The organism is Kaistella sp. SH40-3, assembly GCF_030686865.1.
GTDB lineage: Bacteria > Bacteroidota > Bacteroidia > Flavobacteriales > Weeksellaceae > Kaistella.
This window is the reverse complement of the sequence record NZ_JAQYUS010000004.1, coordinates 64,162-83,645: the sequence shown is the minus strand read 5'-3', so window position 1 is coordinate 83,645 and position 19,484 is coordinate 64,162. Positions and strand designations below refer to the sequence as shown.

General features: G+C 33.6%; 20 protein-coding genes. 11 read left to right on the top strand and 9 right to left on the bottom strand.

All coding sequences use genetic code 11. The annotated features are described in order from the left end of the window. From PUH65_RS08000 to PUH65_RS07970, 7 genes are all read right to left on the bottom strand, one after another. A complete protein-coding gene (locus tag PUH65_RS08000; protein ID WP_305519407.1) occupies nucleotides 1–405 on the bottom strand; it encodes a hypothetical protein in 405 nt (134 codons plus the stop codon). 80 nt (nucleotides 406–485) lie between these two features. Then, entirely contained in the window at nucleotides 486–1,283 is a 798-nt protein-coding gene (locus PUH65_RS07995; protein ID WP_305519406.1) for a hypothetical protein, read from the bottom strand. 845 nt (nucleotides 1,284–2,128) lie between these two features. Beyond that, nucleotides 2,129–3,496, bottom strand: a complete 1,368-nt coding sequence (locus PUH65_RS07990) for an MATE family efflux transporter (RefSeq protein ID WP_305519405.1) — start codon at nucleotides 3,494–3,496, stop codon at nucleotides 2,129–2,131. Between the two features lie 110 nt (nucleotides 3,497–3,606). Beyond that, nucleotides 3,607–4,332, bottom strand: coding sequence for a DUF72 domain-containing protein (locus PUH65_RS07985; RefSeq protein ID WP_305519404.1), 726 nt, complete (start codon nucleotides 4,330–4,332; stop codon nucleotides 3,607–3,609). After that, nucleotides 4,322–4,924 carry a hypothetical protein gene (locus PUH65_RS07980; RefSeq protein ID WP_305519403.1) on the bottom strand — a complete coding sequence of 201 codons (603 nt, stop codon included), beginning with the start codon at nucleotides 4,922–4,924 and terminating at the stop codon, nucleotides 4,322–4,324. Before PUH65_RS07980 ends, PUH65_RS07985 begins: the two co-directional genes overlap by 11 nt. Nucleotides 4,925–5,076: 152 nt before the next feature. Further along, nucleotides 5,077–6,261: a sigma-54 dependent transcriptional regulator gene (locus PUH65_RS07975; protein ID WP_305519402.1), complete on the bottom strand. Its 1,185-nt coding sequence runs from the start codon at nucleotides 6,259–6,261 to the stop codon at nucleotides 5,077–5,079. A 78-nt stretch (nucleotides 6,262–6,339) separates the two neighbouring features. Beyond that, nucleotides 6,340–7,008, bottom strand: a complete 669-nt coding sequence (locus PUH65_RS07970) for a YggS family pyridoxal phosphate-dependent enzyme (protein WP_305519401.1) — start codon at nucleotides 7,006–7,008, stop codon at nucleotides 6,340–6,342. A gap of 191 nt (nucleotides 7,009–7,199) precedes the next feature. Between PUH65_RS07970 and PUH65_RS07965 the strand changes: the two genes are divergently transcribed. Genes PUH65_RS07965 through PUH65_RS07950 form a run of 4 tightly spaced genes read left to right on the top strand, consistent with a single transcriptional unit; the run spans nucleotide 7,200 to nucleotide 9,703 of the window. Next, complete coding sequence (locus PUH65_RS07965; protein ID WP_305519400.1) at nucleotides 7,200–7,610, top strand: hypothetical protein; 411 nt, start codon at nucleotides 7,200–7,202, stop codon at nucleotides 7,608–7,610. Between the two features lie 10 nt (nucleotides 7,611–7,620). After that, nucleotides 7,621–8,286 (top strand): hypothetical protein, encoded by a 666-nt coding sequence (locus PUH65_RS07960; protein ID WP_305519397.1) that lies wholly within the window; start codon nucleotides 7,621–7,623, stop codon nucleotides 8,284–8,286. Beyond that, on the top strand, nucleotides 8,283–9,059 hold the full coding sequence (locus PUH65_RS07955) for a sensor histidine kinase (protein ID WP_305519395.1): 777 nt from the start codon (nucleotides 8,283–8,285) through the stop codon (nucleotides 9,057–9,059). Before PUH65_RS07960 ends, PUH65_RS07955 begins: the two co-directional genes overlap by 4 nt. Continuing rightward, a complete protein-coding gene (locus PUH65_RS07950) occupies nucleotides 9,056–9,703 on the top strand; it encodes a response regulator transcription factor (protein ID WP_305519394.1) in 648 nt (215 codons plus the stop codon). The genes PUH65_RS07955 and PUH65_RS07950 overlap by 4 nt, the downstream gene beginning before the upstream one ends. Before the next feature lie 168 nt (nucleotides 9,704–9,871). Here the strand turns inward: PUH65_RS07950 and PUH65_RS07945 are convergent, their stop codons facing one another. Continuing rightward, nucleotides 9,872–10,561 (bottom strand): Sir2 family NAD-dependent protein deacetylase, encoded by a 690-nt coding sequence (locus PUH65_RS07945; protein WP_305519392.1) that lies wholly within the window; start codon nucleotides 10,559–10,561, stop codon nucleotides 9,872–9,874. A gap of 104 nt (nucleotides 10,562–10,665) precedes the next feature. Between PUH65_RS07945 and PUH65_RS07940 the strand changes: the two genes are divergently transcribed. From PUH65_RS07940 to PUH65_RS07910, 7 genes are all read left to right on the top strand, one after another. Continuing rightward, complete coding sequence (locus PUH65_RS07940) at nucleotides 10,666–11,190, top strand: GNAT family N-acetyltransferase (protein ID WP_305519391.1); 525 nt, start codon at nucleotides 10,666–10,668, stop codon at nucleotides 11,188–11,190. Between the two features lie 86 nt (nucleotides 11,191–11,276). Then, the gene (gene gpmI / locus PUH65_RS07935) at nucleotides 11,277–12,806 is read left to right on the top strand and encodes a 2,3-bisphosphoglycerate-independent phosphoglycerate mutase (RefSeq protein ID WP_305519390.1); all 1,530 of its coding nucleotides are present in this window, start codon (nucleotides 11,277–11,279) and stop codon (nucleotides 12,804–12,806) included. Between the two features lie 155 nt (nucleotides 12,807–12,961). Then, on the top strand, nucleotides 12,962–13,939 hold the full coding sequence (locus PUH65_RS07930) for an acyl-ACP desaturase (protein ID WP_305519388.1): 978 nt from the start codon (nucleotides 12,962–12,964) through the stop codon (nucleotides 13,937–13,939). Between the two features lie 142 nt (nucleotides 13,940–14,081). Continuing rightward, on the top strand, nucleotides 14,082–14,513 hold the full coding sequence (locus tag PUH65_RS07925) for a BT0820 family HAD-type phosphatase (protein WP_305519387.1): 432 nt from the start codon (nucleotides 14,082–14,084) through the stop codon (nucleotides 14,511–14,513). 56 nt (nucleotides 14,514–14,569) lie between these two features. After that, the gene (gene map, locus PUH65_RS07920; protein ID WP_305519386.1) at nucleotides 14,570–15,379 is read left to right on the top strand and encodes a type I methionyl aminopeptidase; all 810 of its coding nucleotides are present in this window, start codon (nucleotides 14,570–14,572) and stop codon (nucleotides 15,377–15,379) included. After that, nucleotides 15,379–16,146 (top strand): class I SAM-dependent methyltransferase, encoded by a 768-nt coding sequence (locus PUH65_RS07915; protein WP_305519385.1) that lies wholly within the window; start codon nucleotides 15,379–15,381, stop codon nucleotides 16,144–16,146. Before map ends, PUH65_RS07915 begins: the two co-directional genes overlap by 1 nt. A gap of 13 nt (nucleotides 16,147–16,159) precedes the next feature. Beyond that, nucleotides 16,160–16,933, top strand: coding sequence for an SGNH/GDSL hydrolase family protein (locus PUH65_RS07910; protein ID WP_305519383.1), 774 nt, complete (start codon nucleotides 16,160–16,162; stop codon nucleotides 16,931–16,933). Here the strand turns inward: PUH65_RS07910 and ligD are convergent. Beyond that, complete coding sequence (gene ligD / locus PUH65_RS07905) at nucleotides 16,930–19,482, bottom strand: DNA ligase D (protein WP_305519382.1); 2,553 nt, start codon at nucleotides 19,480–19,482, stop codon at nucleotides 16,930–16,932. The genes PUH65_RS07910 and ligD overlap by 4 nt on opposite strands. Between the last annotated feature and the right edge of the window lie 2 nt (nucleotides 19,483–19,484).

Here is a 19,484-nt window from a genome sequence, read left to right as displayed (position 1 = left end):
TTAATAATGTCGTACAAAAATCATTTTATCGTTCGTTTTTAAATTAATCTGCATTTCTTTAGAATTACTGTTGTTACCAGTAATGTCTATATAATTATTGTCTCCCTCAATATTTACTTTCTGTTTGTTTTCCAAGTTGGGATTGGTATTAGTCATTAAAGTCGTATTAAAATCACCAGTTTGCCGAATCATTAAATCACTTCTTTTGCTTTTGTCATAGATCAAAGCGCTGTTGTTATTTCCTAATTGAGTAACTGAACTTTTTGAAAGGAATTCAGAAAGATCTTTGTTCGATGTGCTAATTATATTTAAAGCGTTTAGACTGTTGATCTGACTGAAATCAATGCTTTGTGCATTCATCGAGAAACTGACTAGATTCGCAATGATTAAGAATATATTTTTCATGATATTATTTTTTGGATAAAAGGGAGAAACTATTGAATAGTTTCTCCCAAAGGATGAATTAATATCAGATGGTAAGGTTATTAACAACCACCTCCTGAACCTTTTGGACATCTTTCTTTTGGCATTGGAGGTGCACAGCACGAACCACCATTAGAATGACCAGATTCTTGCAAAACACTAATTGTGTTATCACATCCTATTTGAGTGTCTTTAGTATAATGTGAATTTCCGTTTTGAGTTTGGCTAATAGTGTTTCTATCTCCAGTTTGGTCAGCATAAGCTTTGTTGTAACTACCATTTTGTTTCTGAGTAATTTCGTTATCATAACCTAATTGTTCCGCTTTAGCATAATTTCTATAACCGTCCTGATTTTGAGAAATTTCATTTCTTACACCGTTTTGCCAAGCTACAGCATCATTTCTATTACCTTTTTGGGTTTGTTTAACTTTGTTATCATTACCGTATTGTTCAGATTTTGCATCGTTATCATCACCTGTTTGGGTTTGAGTCGCCACATTACGTTTACCGCATTGTAGTGCATATGCAGAGTTATCATCTCCTTTCTGTTTTTGAGTAACTTTGTTAAATTCACCATACTGTTTTGTAGTAGCATGATTTCCGTCTCCATCTTGTGAAGAATTGTTACTGTTTTTCATTCCACTTTGGTATACGGTTTCGTGATTTTTGTCACCCATACTTAGTATTGTGCTTTCGTTCTCTTTACCAAATTGGGAAACTTTAGCATCATTCTTATCGCCCCATTGCTTAATTCCATTAGAATTTTTCATTCCGTGTTGGTCAACATTGGCAACATTGGATTTACCCCATTGTGTTGTTACATCGTGATTCTCTTGTGCATTCATGAATGCTACTGCCATTAGTGCGAAAGCACCTACAAATAATTTTTTCATGGTTAAATAATTTTATTGGTTATTTTGTCTTACAAATGTAGATTCATAGTTTTAAAAAAAAATAGCTCAAAAAAGCGAAATTCTCAAAATCAGCAAATTGTATTAAACAGTCAGTAAAAACACCTTTGAAAATTGCGAAAAAACGCAATAACTGTAATTTATATTTCTTTAAAAGTTAATTCGATTAATACGAATTAGTTCATCAAAGGGACTTTTCGAAGATTTTAAATGTTTTTTGTAGAAGCTTTCAATTAGTGGAAACCAGGAAACTAATTATGTCTCATTGTTTTATTTTAAATATTCGAATTCGTTTATGGATGAAAACGCAATTCTTTTAACGAAAGTTTCGGGTTTTTTTATAAGAAAATGAATTAAAAACCTTGACTACTAATTATATTGAGAAGTCATTTGTAATATTTAAGAAGTGGCTCTGTATTAGCCAAAAAAAACCAGAACGAACTTATATTATTGAATGTTTTTTAAATCTACAATGAAAGCATTACGAAGCTGCTCCCATGGTAAAGTCCAAAACCAAAACTTCTCAGATAAATAATAATATCCTATGAAGATATTTTAAAAACCAATGAAAACAATAAAACTTTGGAAAAAAATAAAAAATATTTTGAAAATTACTTCATGATATCAAAAGAACTTATAAAGAGGAGTTGAGTTTCGTAATGTTAAAAATTTAGAATTCAGTTATGAAAGTCAGTCGTTCCTTGTAAAATCTGCAATCAGAATAAACCTAGACTTTAAACAATAATCCCTGAAGATTAATTTTCTTCAGGGATTATTATTAATATTATTACTATTTAGAAAAGAGGTGATGCGTCTATTTTTCTTTGTGAAAGTTTAAAGAATCGGATGACTAAGAACACTGCAGATATAGTTAAACCTAATCCCAATGCAATCCACATTCCCCAAGCGCCCATTTCCATTGTAACACATAAGAAATAACCCAATGGAATTGTAATAATCCAATACGCTACAAAAGTAATTAGGGAAGGAATTTTAACATCTTGTATGCCTCTTAAAACTCCTAAAGCGACAACTTGTACACCATCTGATAATTGGAATAATGCAGCGATGATCAATAGTTTTGAAGCCAGTAAAATAACATCAACATCTTCTTTTTTAGTAAAGAAAGTGGGGAGAATATCTCTGCCCAAAATAAAGAACAATCCACAAAAGGCCATGAAAATAAATACGATTTTCAAATTGTTAATCCCGACTTTTTTCAAACCTACAAAATCCCGTTCACCCGCTCTACGACCAATCATTACCGTGGAAGCAACACTGAATCCAATACTCAGATTAAAGGTGAAAGAAGCCATGGAAAGCGCGATCTGATGTGATGCGATATCATTTGCAGAAATTAATCCGCAGATAAATGCAGCACCAGCAAAAGCCGTTACTTCGAAAAACATCTGTAGCGAGGTAGGGAAACCAATCTTCAACATTTTAGAAAACATTTCCTTTGAAAATCCGGCAATCTTTAAAGAGAAATGCTTAATGTATCTTCGGGTTCCGGGTTGTTTCACCAATACATAATACAAGAATACAAACATAAAAATCCGCGCAATTAAACTTGCAAGCGCAGAACCTTTAACACCCATTGGAGGGAATCCGAACATTCCTTTAATAAAAACATAGTTCAATATAATATTAATTACATTGGCAATGATTGTTGCTTTGGTCACTCCGATGGTAAAAGATAAACCTTCGCTAAATTCCCGTAAAGTTTGAAAAGCCATAAAAGGCACAATACTCAGAGTCATAATCGTTAAAAAAGAAATCGTATCCGGAATAATTTCGACGGGCTGATCCATATGAAAGAGTAGTGGCATTGCTAGTAGCAGCAGAATCATCAATACTAATCCAATCGAGATATTGATGATGAATCCATGACGGAAAACTGAATTAATGGTATTATGATCATTTCTAGAATGTGCTTCGGAAACTAAAGGCGGAATTGCCAGAGAGAATCCTAAAGCAAAAACAAAAATTGAAAAAAAGACGGAATTGCCCAATGAAACCGACGCTAGTGCTTGCGCACCGAGAAGTTTTCCAACAATAATATTATCGAATAAATTCACAGAAACTTGTCCGACCTGCGTAAGCATTACGGGTAAGGCTAATTTCAAAAAAGGTTTGGTGTATACTTTACTTAAGAAGGCCATTATTAAAAAAAAATTTGCCTCAAATTTACTGCAAACTTTCTACATATGTTTTAAATATAACTTTTATGTTTCAAAATGTGAATAAGTGTTAGCATCTATTTGATTACAAATTATTTTAAAATCTTCCTTAAATAAAGGGCATTTTTGATTCCGGCAGTTCCATAAGTGTTATTAAATAAAACATAAGAAACTCCTTTAAATTTTTGAACCTCAGTTGCCAGTTTTTTAAGTTCATGTTCTGAATATTCAGATTTAAACATTTCTGGTTTTCCGTGTAGACGATAGTAGGAAGTTTTTTGATTGTTCATTATAAAATCATCAGGAATATCTTTCGGAATTGAAACGCCAGAGAAAATAATATTTTTCTTTTTAAATGTTTCAAGGACTTCTGGATTCCACCAAGATTGATGACGGAATTCTACAACATTAAGATAATTTTCATCAATTGTATGTAAGACCTTTTTTAAATTCTCTTCGCTAAACTGAAAAGAAGGCGGCAACTGAAAAAGAAATCCCGCTAATTTCTTTTTTAAACCTGCAGAAATATGTTCGCAAAATTCTTTAGTATCATTCTGAGTTTCATTGAGTTTTTTAAGATGTGTTATGTTTTTAGGAATTTTAATAAAAAATTGAAAATCAACTTCACTCTCATCAAACCATTTTTCTAAGGTTTTTAAAGTTGGTTTTCGGTAAAAAGTAGAGTTAATTTCAACAACGTTTAAGTGTTTTGAATAATAGTTTAGATATTCCTTACTGGGTAATTCTTCCGGATAGAAAAATCCTTTCCAACTTCGTTCGGTAAAGCCTGAACAACCGATATAAACTTTATTTTTCATATTTTAATAATCCATCTGTTAAACCTTCCCACTGAATTTTACTGCCAATTAACATTCCGCCAATAGCAACTAATTTATTGCGTATTTTTTCAGTTAACGATTTGTCTTTTGAGTTGGGAACTTCGTTTCGAGCATAAACTTCTGCTGAAATTTCTTTCCCTTTTCTTGTAATAAAAAAATTAGAAGTCGCGGTTGACTTTAGAAAATGAGTAATTTCATCAGTAGAACTTTTCGGATTTGGAGTTGGCCTAACTCTGATATAAACTGCTTCATAGTGTTCTTCTTTTTCTTCTTCAAAAACTTCAATTTTCACCCAGTCTAATCCATCATCATCTGGATTATGAAGCAAAGGAATTTTAATACTCACATAATTCCCCACTTTCGGTTGATCTAAAATGAGATTTCCTTTTTCGTCACGAAGAGAAAATTCAGCTTTATTTTCGCCAGCAAAAAGTTCCCATGAATTAATATCCAAAAAGCGCTTTTTTACTGTTTCAAAATGAGCTTTCGCTAATTCTGCATTTTCAAAAGTTATTATTGAAATTGCTTCACTTTCAGCACCAATTTTCTGCGGAGGGATTTTGTTTTTCATCGTTTTAATTTTATAAATTTCACTTTAAAACTAAAAAACAAAAAGCATCTAATATGCCAAATTGACATTGAAAACAATAAAAAACCAAAGCAAAATTTAATGCTTTGGTTATATCTTGGAGAATTCTCTTTTAATTAAGAAAAAAGAAACGTTTATTTTCTTACAAAACTTGCAACATCTTCTGCAGTAATTGTTTGCGATCCCAGAATAATTAACCGTTCTACCACGTTTCTCAGTTCCCGAATATTTCCTGTCCAACTAAAGTTTTCTAGGGCTTTAATAGCTTTATCATCAAAATCTTTCAAAGCAGTGCCATGTTCTTCGGAAATAATTTTAGCAAAGTGTTTTACTAAAAGTTTGATATCATCTTTTCTTTCGTCTAAAGAAGGAACATAAATTTCAATTACAGAAAGGCGGTGGTAAAGATCTTCTCTGAATTTCCCTGCTTTTATTTCTTCCTGCATATTTTTATTGGTTGCAGCCAAAACTCTTACATCAACCTTAATTTCTTTATCGCTTCCTACTGGGGAAACTTTACTTTCTTGTAAAGCACGAAGAACTTTAGCTTGTGCAATGAGAGACATATCTCCAATTTCATCCAGGAAAATAGTTCCATTATTGGCTAATTCAAATTTTCCCTGTTTGTCTTTTATTGCTCCGGTAAAACTTCCTTTAACGTGTCCAAATAATTCTGATTCAATTAGTTCAGATGGAATCGCTGCACAGTTTACTTCGATCATCGGTCCTTTGCTACGGTCACTTTGCGCATGAATTGCGTGTGCTACCAATTCTTTCCCCGCACCGTTTGGACCAGTTATTAAAACGCGCGCATCAGATGGCGCCACTTTTTCAATCATATCCTGAATTTTCTTTAAAGCAGGAGATTGACCAATCATCTGAAATTTTTTATTAACCTTCTTTTTTAAAGTCGTGTTTTCACTTTTTAAATGCTGATTAGATTTTTGTAAATTTCTTTTATCTAAAGCGTTTTTTACACTTGTGATCAATCGGTTGATGTCGATCGGTTTTGATATGAAATCGTAAGCACCCACTTTTAAGCAATCTACGGCAGTATCAATGTCAGCATGACCAGAAATCATGACAAAAGTGGTGTCTGGTTTAATTTGCAATGCTTGTTTAAGTAGTTCTGTGCCCGAAACTTTAGGCATTTTAATATCTGAAAGCACCAAGGCGAAATCTTCTTTTTCTATTTGTTTAAGTCCTTCTAATCCGTCATCTGCAATTATGAATTCATAATCAGGTAATTCTTCGGAAAGTATACTGTGTAGTACGCCGGAAATAGATTTTTCATCTTCAACAATTAAGATTTTTTGCATTATAAAAATTTAGGGATTTAATAAAAATATTGTCTGAAATTTGCAGATTGTGTAGCAATAATCGTTCCTAAAAGGTAATTAGGCGTAATTTTTGTGACCGAAAATTGCTGAACCTACACGGACTGAATTGGCACCACATTCAATTGCAATTGGGTAGTCATCACTCATTCCCATAGATAAAATTTCTAGTTTTTGTTGCCTCGAAAGTTGATCAAAAAGATGCTTCAGTAAAGAGAATTCTTTTTTTACCTGATTTTTATCTTCGGTAAAAGTAGCCATGCCCATTAAGCCAGTAACAATTACATTAGGAAATTTACCATTGAGGTAATCGAGGTATAATTCTTTTGCTTCGTGAATTTCTAAACCGTATTTGGTGTCTTCTTCTGCGATTTTTACCTGAAGCAAAACTTTAATTTTTCTTTCATTTTTCAACGCTTGTTTATCGATTTCAGCCAGCAGTTTTTCAGAATCAACACTCTGAATTGTATCGATGTATGGCGCAATATATTTCACTTTATTGGTTTGTAAATGACCGATAAGATGCCATTGAATGTCCTGAGGAAGTTCTAAGTGTTTGTCTTCTAATTCCTGAACTTTGTTTTCGCCGAATATTCTTTGACCCAAATCATAAAGGTGCTTTATTTGGTCTATGGGATGGGTTTTTGAAACAGCCACCAGTTGAACATTCGAGGGTATGGTTGAGATAACCTTTTTATAATTCTCTGTAATTGTAGAAAATTCTAACATTTTTATAAGATTATTATGTTGATGAAACTTTGGAAAAAATGAGAATCCGAAATTTAGGGAAATTATACTTTAATAGCAAAAAATGGCTCTTTTAAATTGATTATCTTCAATGAAATTTTGTTTAGGGTGTTTTCACTTGTTATTAACTGTAAATTAATTTTAAATTTGTTAAAAATTAAATAAAAAAAACCATGAGCGATTTACAAAAGCATTTGATTTCTAAACAGCAAAGTGACCTACTTGCTAAGGAGTATGACAAAACGAATTACGAAGCGATTAACGCCAGAAGACCTAAAGATAAAAATGATGCAAAACATTTTAATTATGATTTAGAAGTTTTGCAGGAATATATCAATTTGATTCGGGAGGGAATGGAGAAAAAGGGAATTAAAAATAAAGGAATCAGAGTAACTTTAGGTAAATATGCTGACAATAATTCCGACTCTCGCTTAAATCCAAAATATCAGGGATATCAAACCATCTTTTTTTCGCCTCATGATATGGATTCGTCATTATCAGAAAAAATAGCATTAAAAATTGCCGATGGTGAAGAAGAAGATCTTCCAAATTTAAACTACGGACAAATTTGTCCACCTTATTAAATTTCGCATAATGATAGAATGGAACAAAGAAGTTGCAAGTATTATTCAACTTTCATTAGTAGCATTATTTTTAGTATTAATGCTCCTCAAAAAAAAAGAATTAGGAATCGGGATTATATATTTTATTATTGCAACTGCGCTTGTCCTCTGCATTGATACATTTCTTTTTACAATACGGTTTAGTATTCCTAGATTCAATAGTGTTCCGCTGTATTCCGTAGGAACAAATTTATTAGTCTTCTTACTTTTCTTTTTATACTTCCGCCAGGTTTTGGAGTTGGAAAAGTCAAAAAGAATAAATCTTATTACCATTATTATATTTCTGGGATCTTATGGTCTTTTTGCAATCTTTTCGGACAATTTCTTTACGACTTTTCCTTTTAAATTTTATTTTATTGAAGTGCTTTTGTTACTTGGAAATGTTTATTTGGTTTTGCACGAAACTTTTAATTCAGATAAAGTCCTCAGAATCAAATATTACTTCCCCCTTTGGGCGTGTATTGGGTTGATGTCTATCTACTTGGGAGTAACTCCTCTTTTGATAATCAGTAATAGTGCAATGAAATTAATGAGTATTAACATTTTTTTCTTAATTTTATTGATTGTTAACGTTATTGGTTATTCTATTTTAATAATTGGAGCGATTTTAGCAAAAAATATTAATATTAAAAAGTGAACCTTACAGAAACCGACTTTCTGCTGACCATATCTACTTTTATCATTCTTATTGTAATATTAATGATGGTTTTAGTTTATGGCGTTTTTATTAAAAAAAAATCAGAACTTCTTTTGTTTCAACAAAAAAAAGAAGCCCTTTTTATACAGGAGTTGGCAATAGCGCAAGTAGAGATTAAGGAGCAAACCCTAAATTATATCGGTCAGGAACTTCATGACGATTTAGGTCAAAAATTATCTGTAGCAAGGTTGATGACCAATAAAATTGAAATGGCTGCGGAAAAGGATAAAACAAATATTGCACATGAAATCAATATGTTAATTGGTGAATGTATTCAGGATATTAGAAACCTGTCTAAAGTTTTTATAAGCAAACAGGTAACGCATTTCGGTCTTGTAGAATCTTTGGAAAGAGAGATTTCTAGAATCGAGAGATTGCAACTAATGGATGTAGATTTCCAGATTAATAATCATGATCTTGAAATAAAACCAGATCACGCACTCATTCTATTTAGGATTATTCAGGAATGCGTTAATAATGTAATCAAACATGCTAAGTCACATAAACTATCAGTAAAGATTGAAGACCAGATTGATTTTATTCAAATTAACATCAATGATTATGGAATTGGATTTAACACAAATCAGCGAGACGATGGAAGCGGTTTAACCAATATTAAAAACCGAGCAAAAATTATAAATGCCAGTTTTAATATTTCATCGACCGAAAATCTTGGGACACAAATAGAGATTACTTATAAAAAACCTACATGATGGAAAAAATAAAAATTGCAATTGTAGATGACCATAAATTGGTTTCTAAAGCGATAGAAAATATGATTTCATTTAATCCGAAATTTGAAGTGGTGATGAATTGCTTTAATGGTGAGGATTTTTTAAAACAGTTGCAAACGCAAAAGAATCTTCCTGAAGTAGTCTTAATGGACATCAATATGCCGCGAAAAAATGGGATTGAGACCACTGCAGAACTGGCGAAAAGGTATCCTGATCTTAAGGTAATTGCTCTAACAATGGAAGATAATGAATCCACAATTATCAGTATGTTGAAAGCAGGAGCAAAAGGATATTTACTAAAAGATATGTCTCCTAATATCCTTTTTGATGCGATTAATATCGTGCATGAAAAAGGTGTTTTTTATACTGACATTGTTACCCAAAGTCTACTTAAAATTAAAACAGAAGAAAGAGTAACTAGTGACATTACAAATTCACTTAAGGAACGCGAAGTAGAATTTGTAAAACTTGCATGTTCTGAACTTACGTATAAAGAAATCGCTGAACAAATGTGTGTAAGTCCCAGAACTATAGATGGATATAGAGATTCCGTATTTGCTAAACTCAATGTTAAAAGTAGAGTAGGAATCGTGATGTTTGCAATAAAACATGATATGTGTTAATTTAGGGTGATTTCACCCTTTCTTTTTGTATGTTAAAGATTTACTTTTGTAGTTCAGAGAAAAAACAACACAAATGGTGAGGAATAATAAAAAGTCAGTTTTTAAATTGACTTTTTATTTTTTTAAACTTAATTAAAAGGCTTTTAAAATAGATTATCATTTTTATTTCTAATGATTCTTCTCTAAAATAGCCGTTCTAAACAATTTCATTCCTTCAACAGCAGTAGTCTTAAAATGATTTTGGTTTTCAGAATAGGTATTTTCCAAATTCGGATCAATTAAATATACTTTGCAGTTTTCTGGGATATAATGAATTAAACCTGCGGCAGGATAAACTGACATGGAAGTTCCGACCACTAAAAACAAATCAGCATGAGAAGCAATTTCCATTGCCTTATCCATTTCCGGAACCATTTCACCAAACCAAACAATATGTGGACGCAGTTGAATTCCCTCGGAATTTAAATCTCCAACATTCAAATCATTTTCCCAAGGAATAATAGGGCTTTCAGAATTTACAGGACGCGCCTTTTTCAGTTCACCATGAAGATGGGTTACTTTAGTTGAACCTGCTCGCTCATATAAATCATCAACATTTTGGGTAATGATTTCTACGTCAAAATAGTTTTCTAATTCTGCTAAAATTAAATGTGCTTTATTTGGCTCTATTTCATTCAACTGTCTCCGTCTTGCATTGTAAAAATCCAAAACCATCTGTGAATTTCTTTCAAAACCTTCAGGGCTCGCAACATCTTCTACACGGTGATTTTCCCATAATCCATTTGAATCACGAAAAGTTTGCACGCCACTTTCGGCAGAGATTCCTGCGCCGGAAAAAACGACTAATTTCTTTTTCATTTCACTTTTTTTTAAAATTAAGAATAAAAAATGATTCATTCAATTAGTCAATAACTTAAGTAAAAATAAATCTTCTTTAAATTTGTAAAAGTAAAACAAAATCAATGTCAAAACCAGAAGAACAATTTCATTTTAGAAAAGCAAACTCAGACGATAAAGAAATAATTTGGAAAATCCTTCAACACGCCATTGAAAGAAGGAAAAAGGATGGAAGTAGACAATGGCAAGATGGCTATCCTAATCCAGAAACAGTAGAAAATGATCTTAAAAATAATTACGGATATGTTTTAACCTCAGAAGAACAAATTCTTGGTTACGCCGCAATTATATTCGACATAGAACCTGCTTACGAAAATATAGAAGGCGAATGGCTGTCTGACGGAAAATATGTTGTGGTTCATCGAGTGTCCGTTTCTAATGAATTTGCAGGAAAGGGAATTGCTACACAAATTTTTAAAGAAATTGAAAAAACAGCAATTGCAAATGAGGTTTTCAGTATAAAAGTCGATACCAATTTTGATAATATTCCCATGTTGAAAATTTTAGAAAAATTAGATTACACCTATTGTGGTGAAGTTTATTTTCGTGGCTCAGCCAGAAAAGCCTTTGAGAAACTACTGAATAATTAGGATTGATTTTTATAAGTTTATCCCAAATAAATCGCTAAACAATTGTTAAATCACTAAATTTGTATTCAATCAAAAATAAAATAGAAATGTCAAAAAAAGCCATTTTAGCCATACTCGACGGTTGGGGCTTAGGAACAGATCCAAAAGTTTCTGCAATTGCTCAGGCAAATACTCCCTTCATCGATTCTTGTTATGAAAAATTCCCACATACGACTTTAGAAGCAAGTGGAATTGCTGTAGGTTTACCGTTCGGACAGATGGGGAATTCTGAAGTTGGTCACATGAACTTAGGAGCCGGAAGAGTTGTTTACCAAAATTTGGTAAAACTCAATATGGCGGTCGAAAACGCAACTTTAGGAAAGGAAAACGCAATAACCAAAGCATTTGAATACGCTTTAACCAATAATAAAAACGTGCATTTCATCGGTTTGGTTTCAGACGGTGGAGTGCATTCACACATTAATCACCTTAAAGGTTTGCTTACGGCTGCCCATGAGTTTGGTTTAAATGATAATGTATATGTGCATGCTTTTACAGACGGCAGAGATTGTGATCCGCATTCCGGGAAAGTTTTTATTCAGGAACTCTTAGATCATATGAAAACGTCGACCGGAAAATTGGCGACAGTTGTTGGACGATATTACGCAATGGATCGTGATAAAAGATGGGAACGTGTAAAATTAGCCTACGATGCGATGGTTAACGGAATCGGTGAAGAAACTCGCGACGTGATTCAAAGTATTGAAAATCATTATGAAGCAGAAATAACCGATGAGTTTTTAAAACCCATTATCTGCTTAAAGGACAATAGTTTACCCGTTGCAAAAATTGAAAATGATGACGTAGTTTTCTGTTTTAACTTCAGAACCGATCGCGGCCGAGAGATTACAGAAGTGCTTTCACAGCAGGAATTTCCTGAATTTGGGATGCATCCGCTAAATCTTTACTATGTGACAATAACTAATTACGATAAAAATTTCAAAAATGTACATGTTGTTTTCGATGAAGAAGTTTTGCACGAAACGATAGGTGAAATTTTAGAAAGAAACGGAAGAACACAGATTCGTGTTGCTGAAACAGAAAAATATCCACACGTTACCTTTTTCTTTTCTGGTGGAAGAGAAGAAGAGTTTGTGGGAGAAAGAAGATTGTTATGTCCAAGTCCGAAAGAAGTTCCGACTTACGATTTTAAACCTGAAATGTCAGCGTACGATATTACTGAAAAAATCCTTCCGGAGATTGAAAATGAAACGGCAGATTTTATCTGTTTAAATTTTGCCAACACCGATATGGTTGGTCACACAGGTGTCTTTTCAGCAGCAGTAAAAGCAGCAGAGGTAGTTGATCAATGCATTTCCCGAGTTGCAACAGCAGCGTACGAACATAATTATGCAGTTTTCATTCTTGCAGACCACGGAAATTCAGATGTAATGATAAATTCAGATGGAAGTCCGAACACCCAGCATTCTACCAATTTGGTTCCATTGATTGTAATGGATAAAGACCGAACCTGGAATCTGAAACCTGGAAAATTAGGCGATGTTGCGCCGTCAATTTTAAAAGTCATGGGAATTGAAATTCCGGAAATAATGACGGGAGAAGTTTTGGTGAGTTAAAAAGTAGCAGAGCACAGAAGAGAAATAATTTATATTTTCGATTTTTTTCAGCCGATGCTTATTATTTTGGCTGTTTTATATTTAATTTAACGGAGGAATTATGCAATAGATAATATTTTTAAATATATTTGCGTAAACCTATAAAAAGAGTGAGCATGTACAATAAGATGATGAGAATAGAGGTTATGAGAACGTTAGGCAAAAATGTCAACGAGTTCATAGACTCCTATTTGACCCCCGCAGAAAAAATATGGCAACCTACAGATTTCTTACCAGATCCGTCTTCAGACAGTTTCAGATATGATGTAGAAGAACTTCAAACTTATGCTCAGGAAATGGGTTATGATTTATTTGTAACCTTGATTGGTGACTGTATTACCGAGGAAGCCCTGCCAAGTTATGAATCTTGGATTATGGGAATTGATGGCGTAAACCAGGAAGAAAGATCGGGTTGGTCACAATGGGTAAGAAGTTGGACTGCTGAAGAGAACCGTCATGGAGATTTATTGAACAAATATCTTTATTTATGCGGTAGAGTAAACATGCGCGAAGTAGAAATTACAACGCAATACCTTATTCAAGATGGTTTAGATATCGGAACTACCATGGATCCATACCGAAATTTCGTTTATACAAGTTTTCAGGAAACTGCAACTAATATTTCACATAGAAGAGTTGGCTCTTTGGCCAAACAAAGTGGGAACACCAAACTTTCCAGAATGTGTGGCGTAATTGCGGCTGATGAAGCGCGTCATGCAAAAGCATATAAACATTTCGTAACTAAAATTTTCGAACTCGATCCTTCAGAAATGATGTTGGCTTTCGAAGATATGATGCGTAAAAAAATTGTAATGCCTGCACATTTAATGCGTGAATCTGGTCAGAAAGCAGGTGAACTTTGGGGACATTTTTCTGATGCTGCACAAAGAGCCATGGTTTATACAGGACAAGATTACATTAATATCTTATCAGAATTATTGCAAGACTGGAAAATAGAACATATTACCGGACTTAATGAATCTGCTGAAAAAGCACAGGAATATTTAATGAAACTTCCGGGAAGATTACAAAGAGTGACCGATAGAATGGCAACTCCAGACCAAGAATATCAATTTAAATGGATTAAATCGTAATTTTTTAATCATTAAAATTATAATGCCAATTAAGTCAATAGCTTCTTTGGCATTTTTTATTCCTCAAGAGAAATCACTAATCGAGTACAACTCGTACCAACGGACAAATTTATTATCTTTGCACCATTGAAATTTTAGAATAATGAAAAACAGTAAAAAACTTGCTATTGATTTTGACGGAACTATCGTAGATGATGGATATCCCGGAATCGGAAAAACAAAAACTTTTGCTTTTGAAACCCTTAAGAAATTACAGTCCGAAGGCTACAGATTAATACTGTGGACTTACCGACATGGGAAAACATTGGAGGAAGCAGTGGAGTTTTGCAAAAAAAATGGCGTTGAGTTTTATGCAGTTAATTCTAGTTTTGAAGGCGAAGTTTTTGATAATGAAAACGCTTCCCGAAAAATCGATGCCGATCTATTTATTGATGACCGTAATTTAGGCGGTTTCCCTGGTTGGGGAGAAATCTATAATATCATTAATGAAAGAATAGAATTTCGAGTAGAAGGCAAAGAAGTTTTGGCTTATTCTAAAATGAAAAAAGACAAAAAGAAAGGTTTATTTTGGTAAATGATTACCGAAATTCACAAAATCCTTTCCCTTTAATTTAAAGACAAATTTACAAAGTGATACAGTTAAAAACAATAGAAGAACTTCGACTGATGCGTGAAAGTGCGCAATTGGTTTCTAAAACTTTGGGCATGTTGGCCAAGGAAATTAAACCTGGCGTAACTACTTTACACCTTGATAATTTGGGTGGTGAATTTATTCGCGATCATGGTGGCGAACCCGCATTTTTAGGAATGTATGGTTTTCCAAAAAACCTTTGTATTTCTCCAAATGCAGAAGTCGTACATGGAATTCCGAATGATAAACCTTTGATCGAAGGCGATATTTTATCAGTCGATTGTGGCGTTTTCATGAACGGTTTTTACGGTGACCACGCTTATTCGTTTGAAGTTGGTGAAGTAGCGCCAGAAACTAAAAAATTGTTGCGAATCACCAAAGAATCTCTGTACAAAGGAATCGAACAATGCGTTCGTGGAAAAAGAGTAGGAGATATCTCAAACGCAATTCAAACCTATTGTGAGGCTCATGGATACGGAGTTGTTCGTGAATTGGTTGGTCATGGTTTAGGCAGAAAAATGCACGAAGATCCGCAAGTTCCGAATTATGGTAAAAAAGGAAGTGGTAAAGTTTTAAAAGACGGGATTGCACTAGCCATTGAACCAATGGTGAATCTGGGAACTGAAAAAGTAAAATTTCATGATGACGGCTGGACGGTGACTTCTCTTGATATGTCTCCTTCAGCACACTTCGAACATGATGTATGTATCATCGGTGGAAAACCAGTTTTGTTGTCAACTTATAAATATATTTACGAAGCACTAGGAATTGTAAGCGACGAAGAAAAACCATTTACCTTGGATTTTTAATGAAAAAAATTGCCAAATTTCTTTTAAATACAATCCCAAGACCTTTGCTTATTAATTTGAGCATTTTCTTACGACCACTAATTTATCTTTTCTTTAAAGGAACAAAATTTACCGATCCAATCGACGGGAAATCTTACCGGAAATTTCTTCCCTACGGTTATGGGAAACAACGAGAGAATGCACTTTCACCAGGAACTTTAAGTTTGGAACGTCACCGACAAATGTGGTTGTATCTTCAAAATGAAACTGATTTTTTTACTAAAAATTATAAAGTTCTCCATATTGCGCCGGAACAGGAATTCCTGAGAAGGTTCAAAAAAATGGATAATCTGGATTATACTTCTGCAGATTTATATTCACCAATTGTTGATATTAAAGCCGACATTCTCGACTTGCCTTTTGAAAACGAAAGTTTCGATATCATCTTTTGCAATCATGTTTTAGAACATATTGAAGACGATCAGAAGGCGATGAGCGAATTGTATCGTGTGATGAGAAAAGATGGCTGGGGAATTTTCCAGGTTCCGATGAAAAACTCTTTGGAGAAATCGTACGAAGATTTTTCCATTAAAAATCCGAAAGAAAGACAAAAACATTTCGGGCAATACGACCACGTTCGCTGGTACGGAATGGATTATTTCGAGCGTTTAAAAAATGCAGGTTTCGAAGTTGATATCAATTTCTACTCAAAGAAATTTAGCAAAGAAGAAATTACGCGTTTCGGTTTAATGATAAACGAAATTCTACCAATCGTTTCAAAGAAATAAAAGAATCAGCAGAATGAGAAAGAATTATTTCATGCATCTTTTGAAGTCGATTCCTTTGTTGCCGATTATTTATTTTCAGGGAAAGAAAATCAAAAAAGAAATTCAGTTTTTACCGGAAGCAAAAGAGCCGGAAGGTTCTGTCAATATCAATTCTGATCAAACGTTGAAAGTTCTTTTTATTGGTGAAAGTTCTTTTGCCGGAGTTGGATCTGATTTCCACAAAAACAGTTTTGCCGGTCATTTCTCTAATGAATTAAGTGCAGCATTTCACTCCAATATTGATTGGAAAGTTTACGCAAAAACGGGCTATAATGTGGAGAAAATTCATCAAAGAATAGTTCCTAAAATTCAAGAAACTAAGTGTGATTTATTGGTGATTGGGATTGGTGCGAATGATTCTTTTGAATTTACGCAGCCAAAAAAATGGCTTCAAAACATTCAGTTATTAATTGATTCTTTGAGGAAGAAATTTCCAGAAACTCCGATTTCATTTGCGCAGTTACCAACGATTGAAGCATTTCCTGCATTGACGAAAGAAATGCAATTTGTTTTGGGAAATCATAAAGATCTGCTTGCACAATATCTTTACAGCCAGACTTTAAAAAATAAAAACATCTACTTTCCGACCAACAAAGTTGATATTCAAAAATGGATGAAATTATTAAACGACAATCAAACGGTCGATGATTTTTTCAGCGATGGAATTCATCCGTCAGAATTGACTTATAAAATGTGGGCGAAAGAAAGTGTCCAATTTTTAATAGACTCGAAATTAAAATTCTCTTAATCTTTAGACAGATTTCCCAGGGCTTTCAACATATCAATTCCTTTTCCTAAAACGGGTTTAAACAAATCTCCATTCTTTTTAATGCGTTGCAAAGCATTATGAATATTGAAATCAGTTGGCTTAAAACCAAACTTTAATTCTTCCCATAAAATCGGCATTGAAACTGGAGCCAATGGTTTTGGACGAATACTATAAACACTCGCTAAAGTCTGTCCCGTGCGGTTTTGAAGATAATCCAAATAAATTTTTGTCGTATCGCGCTTTTTTAAACTTCGTTCCAAAGTCGTTAAGTCCGGTAATTTTTGCTGAACTTTCTGCATTAAAAGATGGGCGAAATTCTTCACTTGTTCCACTTCATAATCTGCACCCATCGGAATAAAAATATGAATTCCTGAACTTCCGGACGTTTTGCAAAAACCTTTGATTTTGGCTTTATCTAAAATCTCTTTTACACAAAGACTTGTTTCAATAACATCATCAAAAGTGTTTTTTTCCGAAGGATCCAAATCCAAAGCCAACCAAGTTGGTTTATTTAAATCGTTAACGGTTGAATTCCAGGGATTCAAATCGATACAACCCAGATTATTCAAATACGCCAGATCATCGGCCGTATTGCAGATTAAGTACTGAATATCTTTTTCATTAGATTCTGAATAGACAGAAACTTTGTCAATCCAGTCAGGTGAATCGTTTCCCGCATCTTTATGATAAAAACTCAAACCTTCAATTCCATTCGGAAATCGATTTAAGGACTGTGGACGATTTTTCAGATGTGGTAAAATATATTTAGAAACTGATTGATAATAATCGACCACTTGACCTTTAGTAATTCCACTTTCGGGAAAATAAATTTTATCTTGATTGGTTAATTTCACCGTTTTGGTAACCTTTTTATTTCGAAGTTTTAATGGTTCCTTTTCACTTTTATTATCTTCATCTTTAATTTTAAAAGTAGAAGAATTCTCTACTTCTTCATGATCTTCTTCCAACAAATCCTCTTTTTCTTTATCCCTCCGAATTCCCATAAAAACAGGATGACGGAAAATTCCATCACTCGTTTTTTCGGTATATTTTATTTCACAAACCAATTCAGGTTGAAGCCATGTTGCAGGAGCATTCGTTTTTGGGACTTTTTCAAACGGACAATTTTTTATAATTAATGGTTTGAATAAATCATATAAAGAATCTAATGTTTTATCCGAAAAACCGCTGCCCGCATGTCCACAATATTGCAGTTTTCCATTAATATAAGTTCCTAAGATTATTGCACCGAAATTTTTACGACCGCCATTCGGTTCTGTAAAACCACAGATTAAAACATCTTCTGTATTTTGAAATTTAATTTTCAGCCAGTCGGAAGACCGAACTCCTTCTGAATAAGTGCTGTCGGCCTTTTTTGCAATCATTCCTTCTAAGTCCATTTTTTTAATTTGGTCAAAGAAATCAATTCCTTTTTCTGGAATGTGTTCACAATATTTGATGACTTCATTTTCAACCAAAGCCTCTTTCAGTAATTCTTTTCGTTGAAGTAAACTTAGATTTTCTGTGGAATGTCCATTCAGCCAAAGCAAATCAAAAACCTGATAGGTCATCGCTAAATTCGGATTTTCACCGATTTTCTGTAAAGTTTGAAAGTCAGGTTTTCCTTCACTATTAAATGCGACGATTTCACCATCTAGAACCATTTGATGATTTTGATCGTCTAAGGCTTTTACAATTTTAGAAAATTTATCAGAACAGGAGAGTCCGTTTCGGGAATACAACTGAATTTCTTTTTTCCGTAAATCAGCAACAGCGCGATAGCCGTCCCATTTAATTTCGAAAACCCAGTCTTTATGGTCAAATGCTTTTTCCTCGGTTTGTGCCAGCATGGGTTTAATAAAATCTTTTAATTTTTTCTCACCAATCAGAGCAGGCGTATAATTTCTAAATGTTTTGGATTCTTTAGCCGGAGTTTTTATTTTTTTTTTACTGGGCCGATTTTCTTCTCGTAAGGTTACTTTCGATTTTTTAGGAACATGTTCTTCAGAATCGTACTCGTCAAGGGCGAATTTATCTTTATGTTTGATGAGCAACCAGGCATTTCCATCTTTGGGATTTTTAATTTTCACTAAGGCAAATTCACCTTTTAACTTTTTTCCGTGAAGAACAAACTTGAGCGATTCTTTGTGAAGTTCATGACGCATGACCAAATCATCTGATTTCCCTTCTACTTTTTCTAAAGGTTCGTACGTGCCCGAATCCCAGATTTCAACTTCGCCGCCGCCGTAATTTCCTTCAGGAATTGTTCCTTCGAAATCTTTATAAGAATACGGATGATCCTCGGTCATCATTGCCAAACGTTTGTCTTGAGGATTAAGTGAAGGACCTTTCGGAACCGCCCAACTTTTCAAGACTCCATCCATTTCCAACCGGAAATCATAATGAAGTCTTGAAGCAGAATGACGCTGAATGACAAAGATTAATTTTCCGTCATTTTTTTGAACTGCACCTTCTGGTTCAGGCGTATCGACAAACTTTCGTTTTTTATTGTATTCTTCTAAAGGCATAA

Coding starts and splice junctions, on each gene's coding strand:
- PUH65_RS07950 (WP_305519394.1), top strand. CDS start 9,056: ATGATGGAAAAAATAAAAATTGCAATTGTAGATGACCATAAATTGGTT.
- gpmI (WP_305519390.1), top strand. CDS start 11,277: ATGTCAAAAAAAGCCATTTTAGCCATACTCGACGGTTGGGGCTTAGGA.
- ligD (WP_305519382.1), bottom strand. CDS start 19,482: ATGCCTTTAGAAGAATACAATAAAAAACGAAAGTTTGTCGATACGCCT.
- PUH65_RS08000 (WP_305519407.1), bottom strand. CDS start 405: ATGAAAAATATATTCTTAATCATTGCGAATCTAGTCAGTTTCTCGATG.
- PUH65_RS07940 (WP_305519391.1), top strand. CDS start 10,666: ATGTCAAAACCAGAAGAACAATTTCATTTTAGAAAAGCAAACTCAGAC.
- PUH65_RS07930 (WP_305519388.1), top strand. CDS start 12,962: ATGTACAATAAGATGATGAGAATAGAGGTTATGAGAACGTTAGGCAAA.
- PUH65_RS07985 (WP_305519404.1), bottom strand. CDS start 4,332: ATGAAAAATAAAGTTTATATCGGTTGTTCAGGCTTTACCGAACGAAGT.
- PUH65_RS07995 (WP_305519406.1), bottom strand. CDS start 1,283: ATGGCAGTAGCATTCATGAATGCACAAGAGAATCACGATGTAACAACA.
- PUH65_RS07960 (WP_305519397.1), top strand. CDS start 7,621: ATGATAGAATGGAACAAAGAAGTTGCAAGTATTATTCAACTTTCATTA.
- PUH65_RS07980 (WP_305519403.1), bottom strand. CDS start 4,924: ATGAAAAACAAAATCCCTCCGCAGAAAATTGGTGCTGAAAGTGAAGCA.
- PUH65_RS07925 (WP_305519387.1), top strand. CDS start 14,082: ATGAAAAACAGTAAAAAACTTGCTATTGATTTTGACGGAACTATCGTA.
- PUH65_RS07910 (WP_305519383.1), top strand. CDS start 16,160: ATGAGAAAGAATTATTTCATGCATCTTTTGAAGTCGATTCCTTTGTTG.
- PUH65_RS07990 (WP_305519405.1), bottom strand. CDS start 3,496: ATGGCCTTCTTAAGTAAAGTATACACCAAACCTTTTTTGAAATTAGCC.
- PUH65_RS07975 (WP_305519402.1), bottom strand. CDS start 6,261: ATGCAAAAAATCTTAATTGTTGAAGATGAAAAATCTATTTCCGGCGTA.
- PUH65_RS07970 (WP_305519401.1), bottom strand. CDS start 7,008: ATGTTAGAATTTTCTACAATTACAGAGAATTATAAAAAGGTTATCTCA.
- PUH65_RS07915 (WP_305519385.1), top strand. CDS start 15,379: ATGAAAAAAATTGCCAAATTTCTTTTAAATACAATCCCAAGACCTTTG.
- PUH65_RS07965 (WP_305519400.1), top strand. CDS start 7,200: ATGAGCGATTTACAAAAGCATTTGATTTCTAAACAGCAAAGTGACCTA.
- PUH65_RS07945 (WP_305519392.1), bottom strand. CDS start 10,561: ATGAAAAAGAAATTAGTCGTTTTTTCCGGCGCAGGAATCTCTGCCGAA.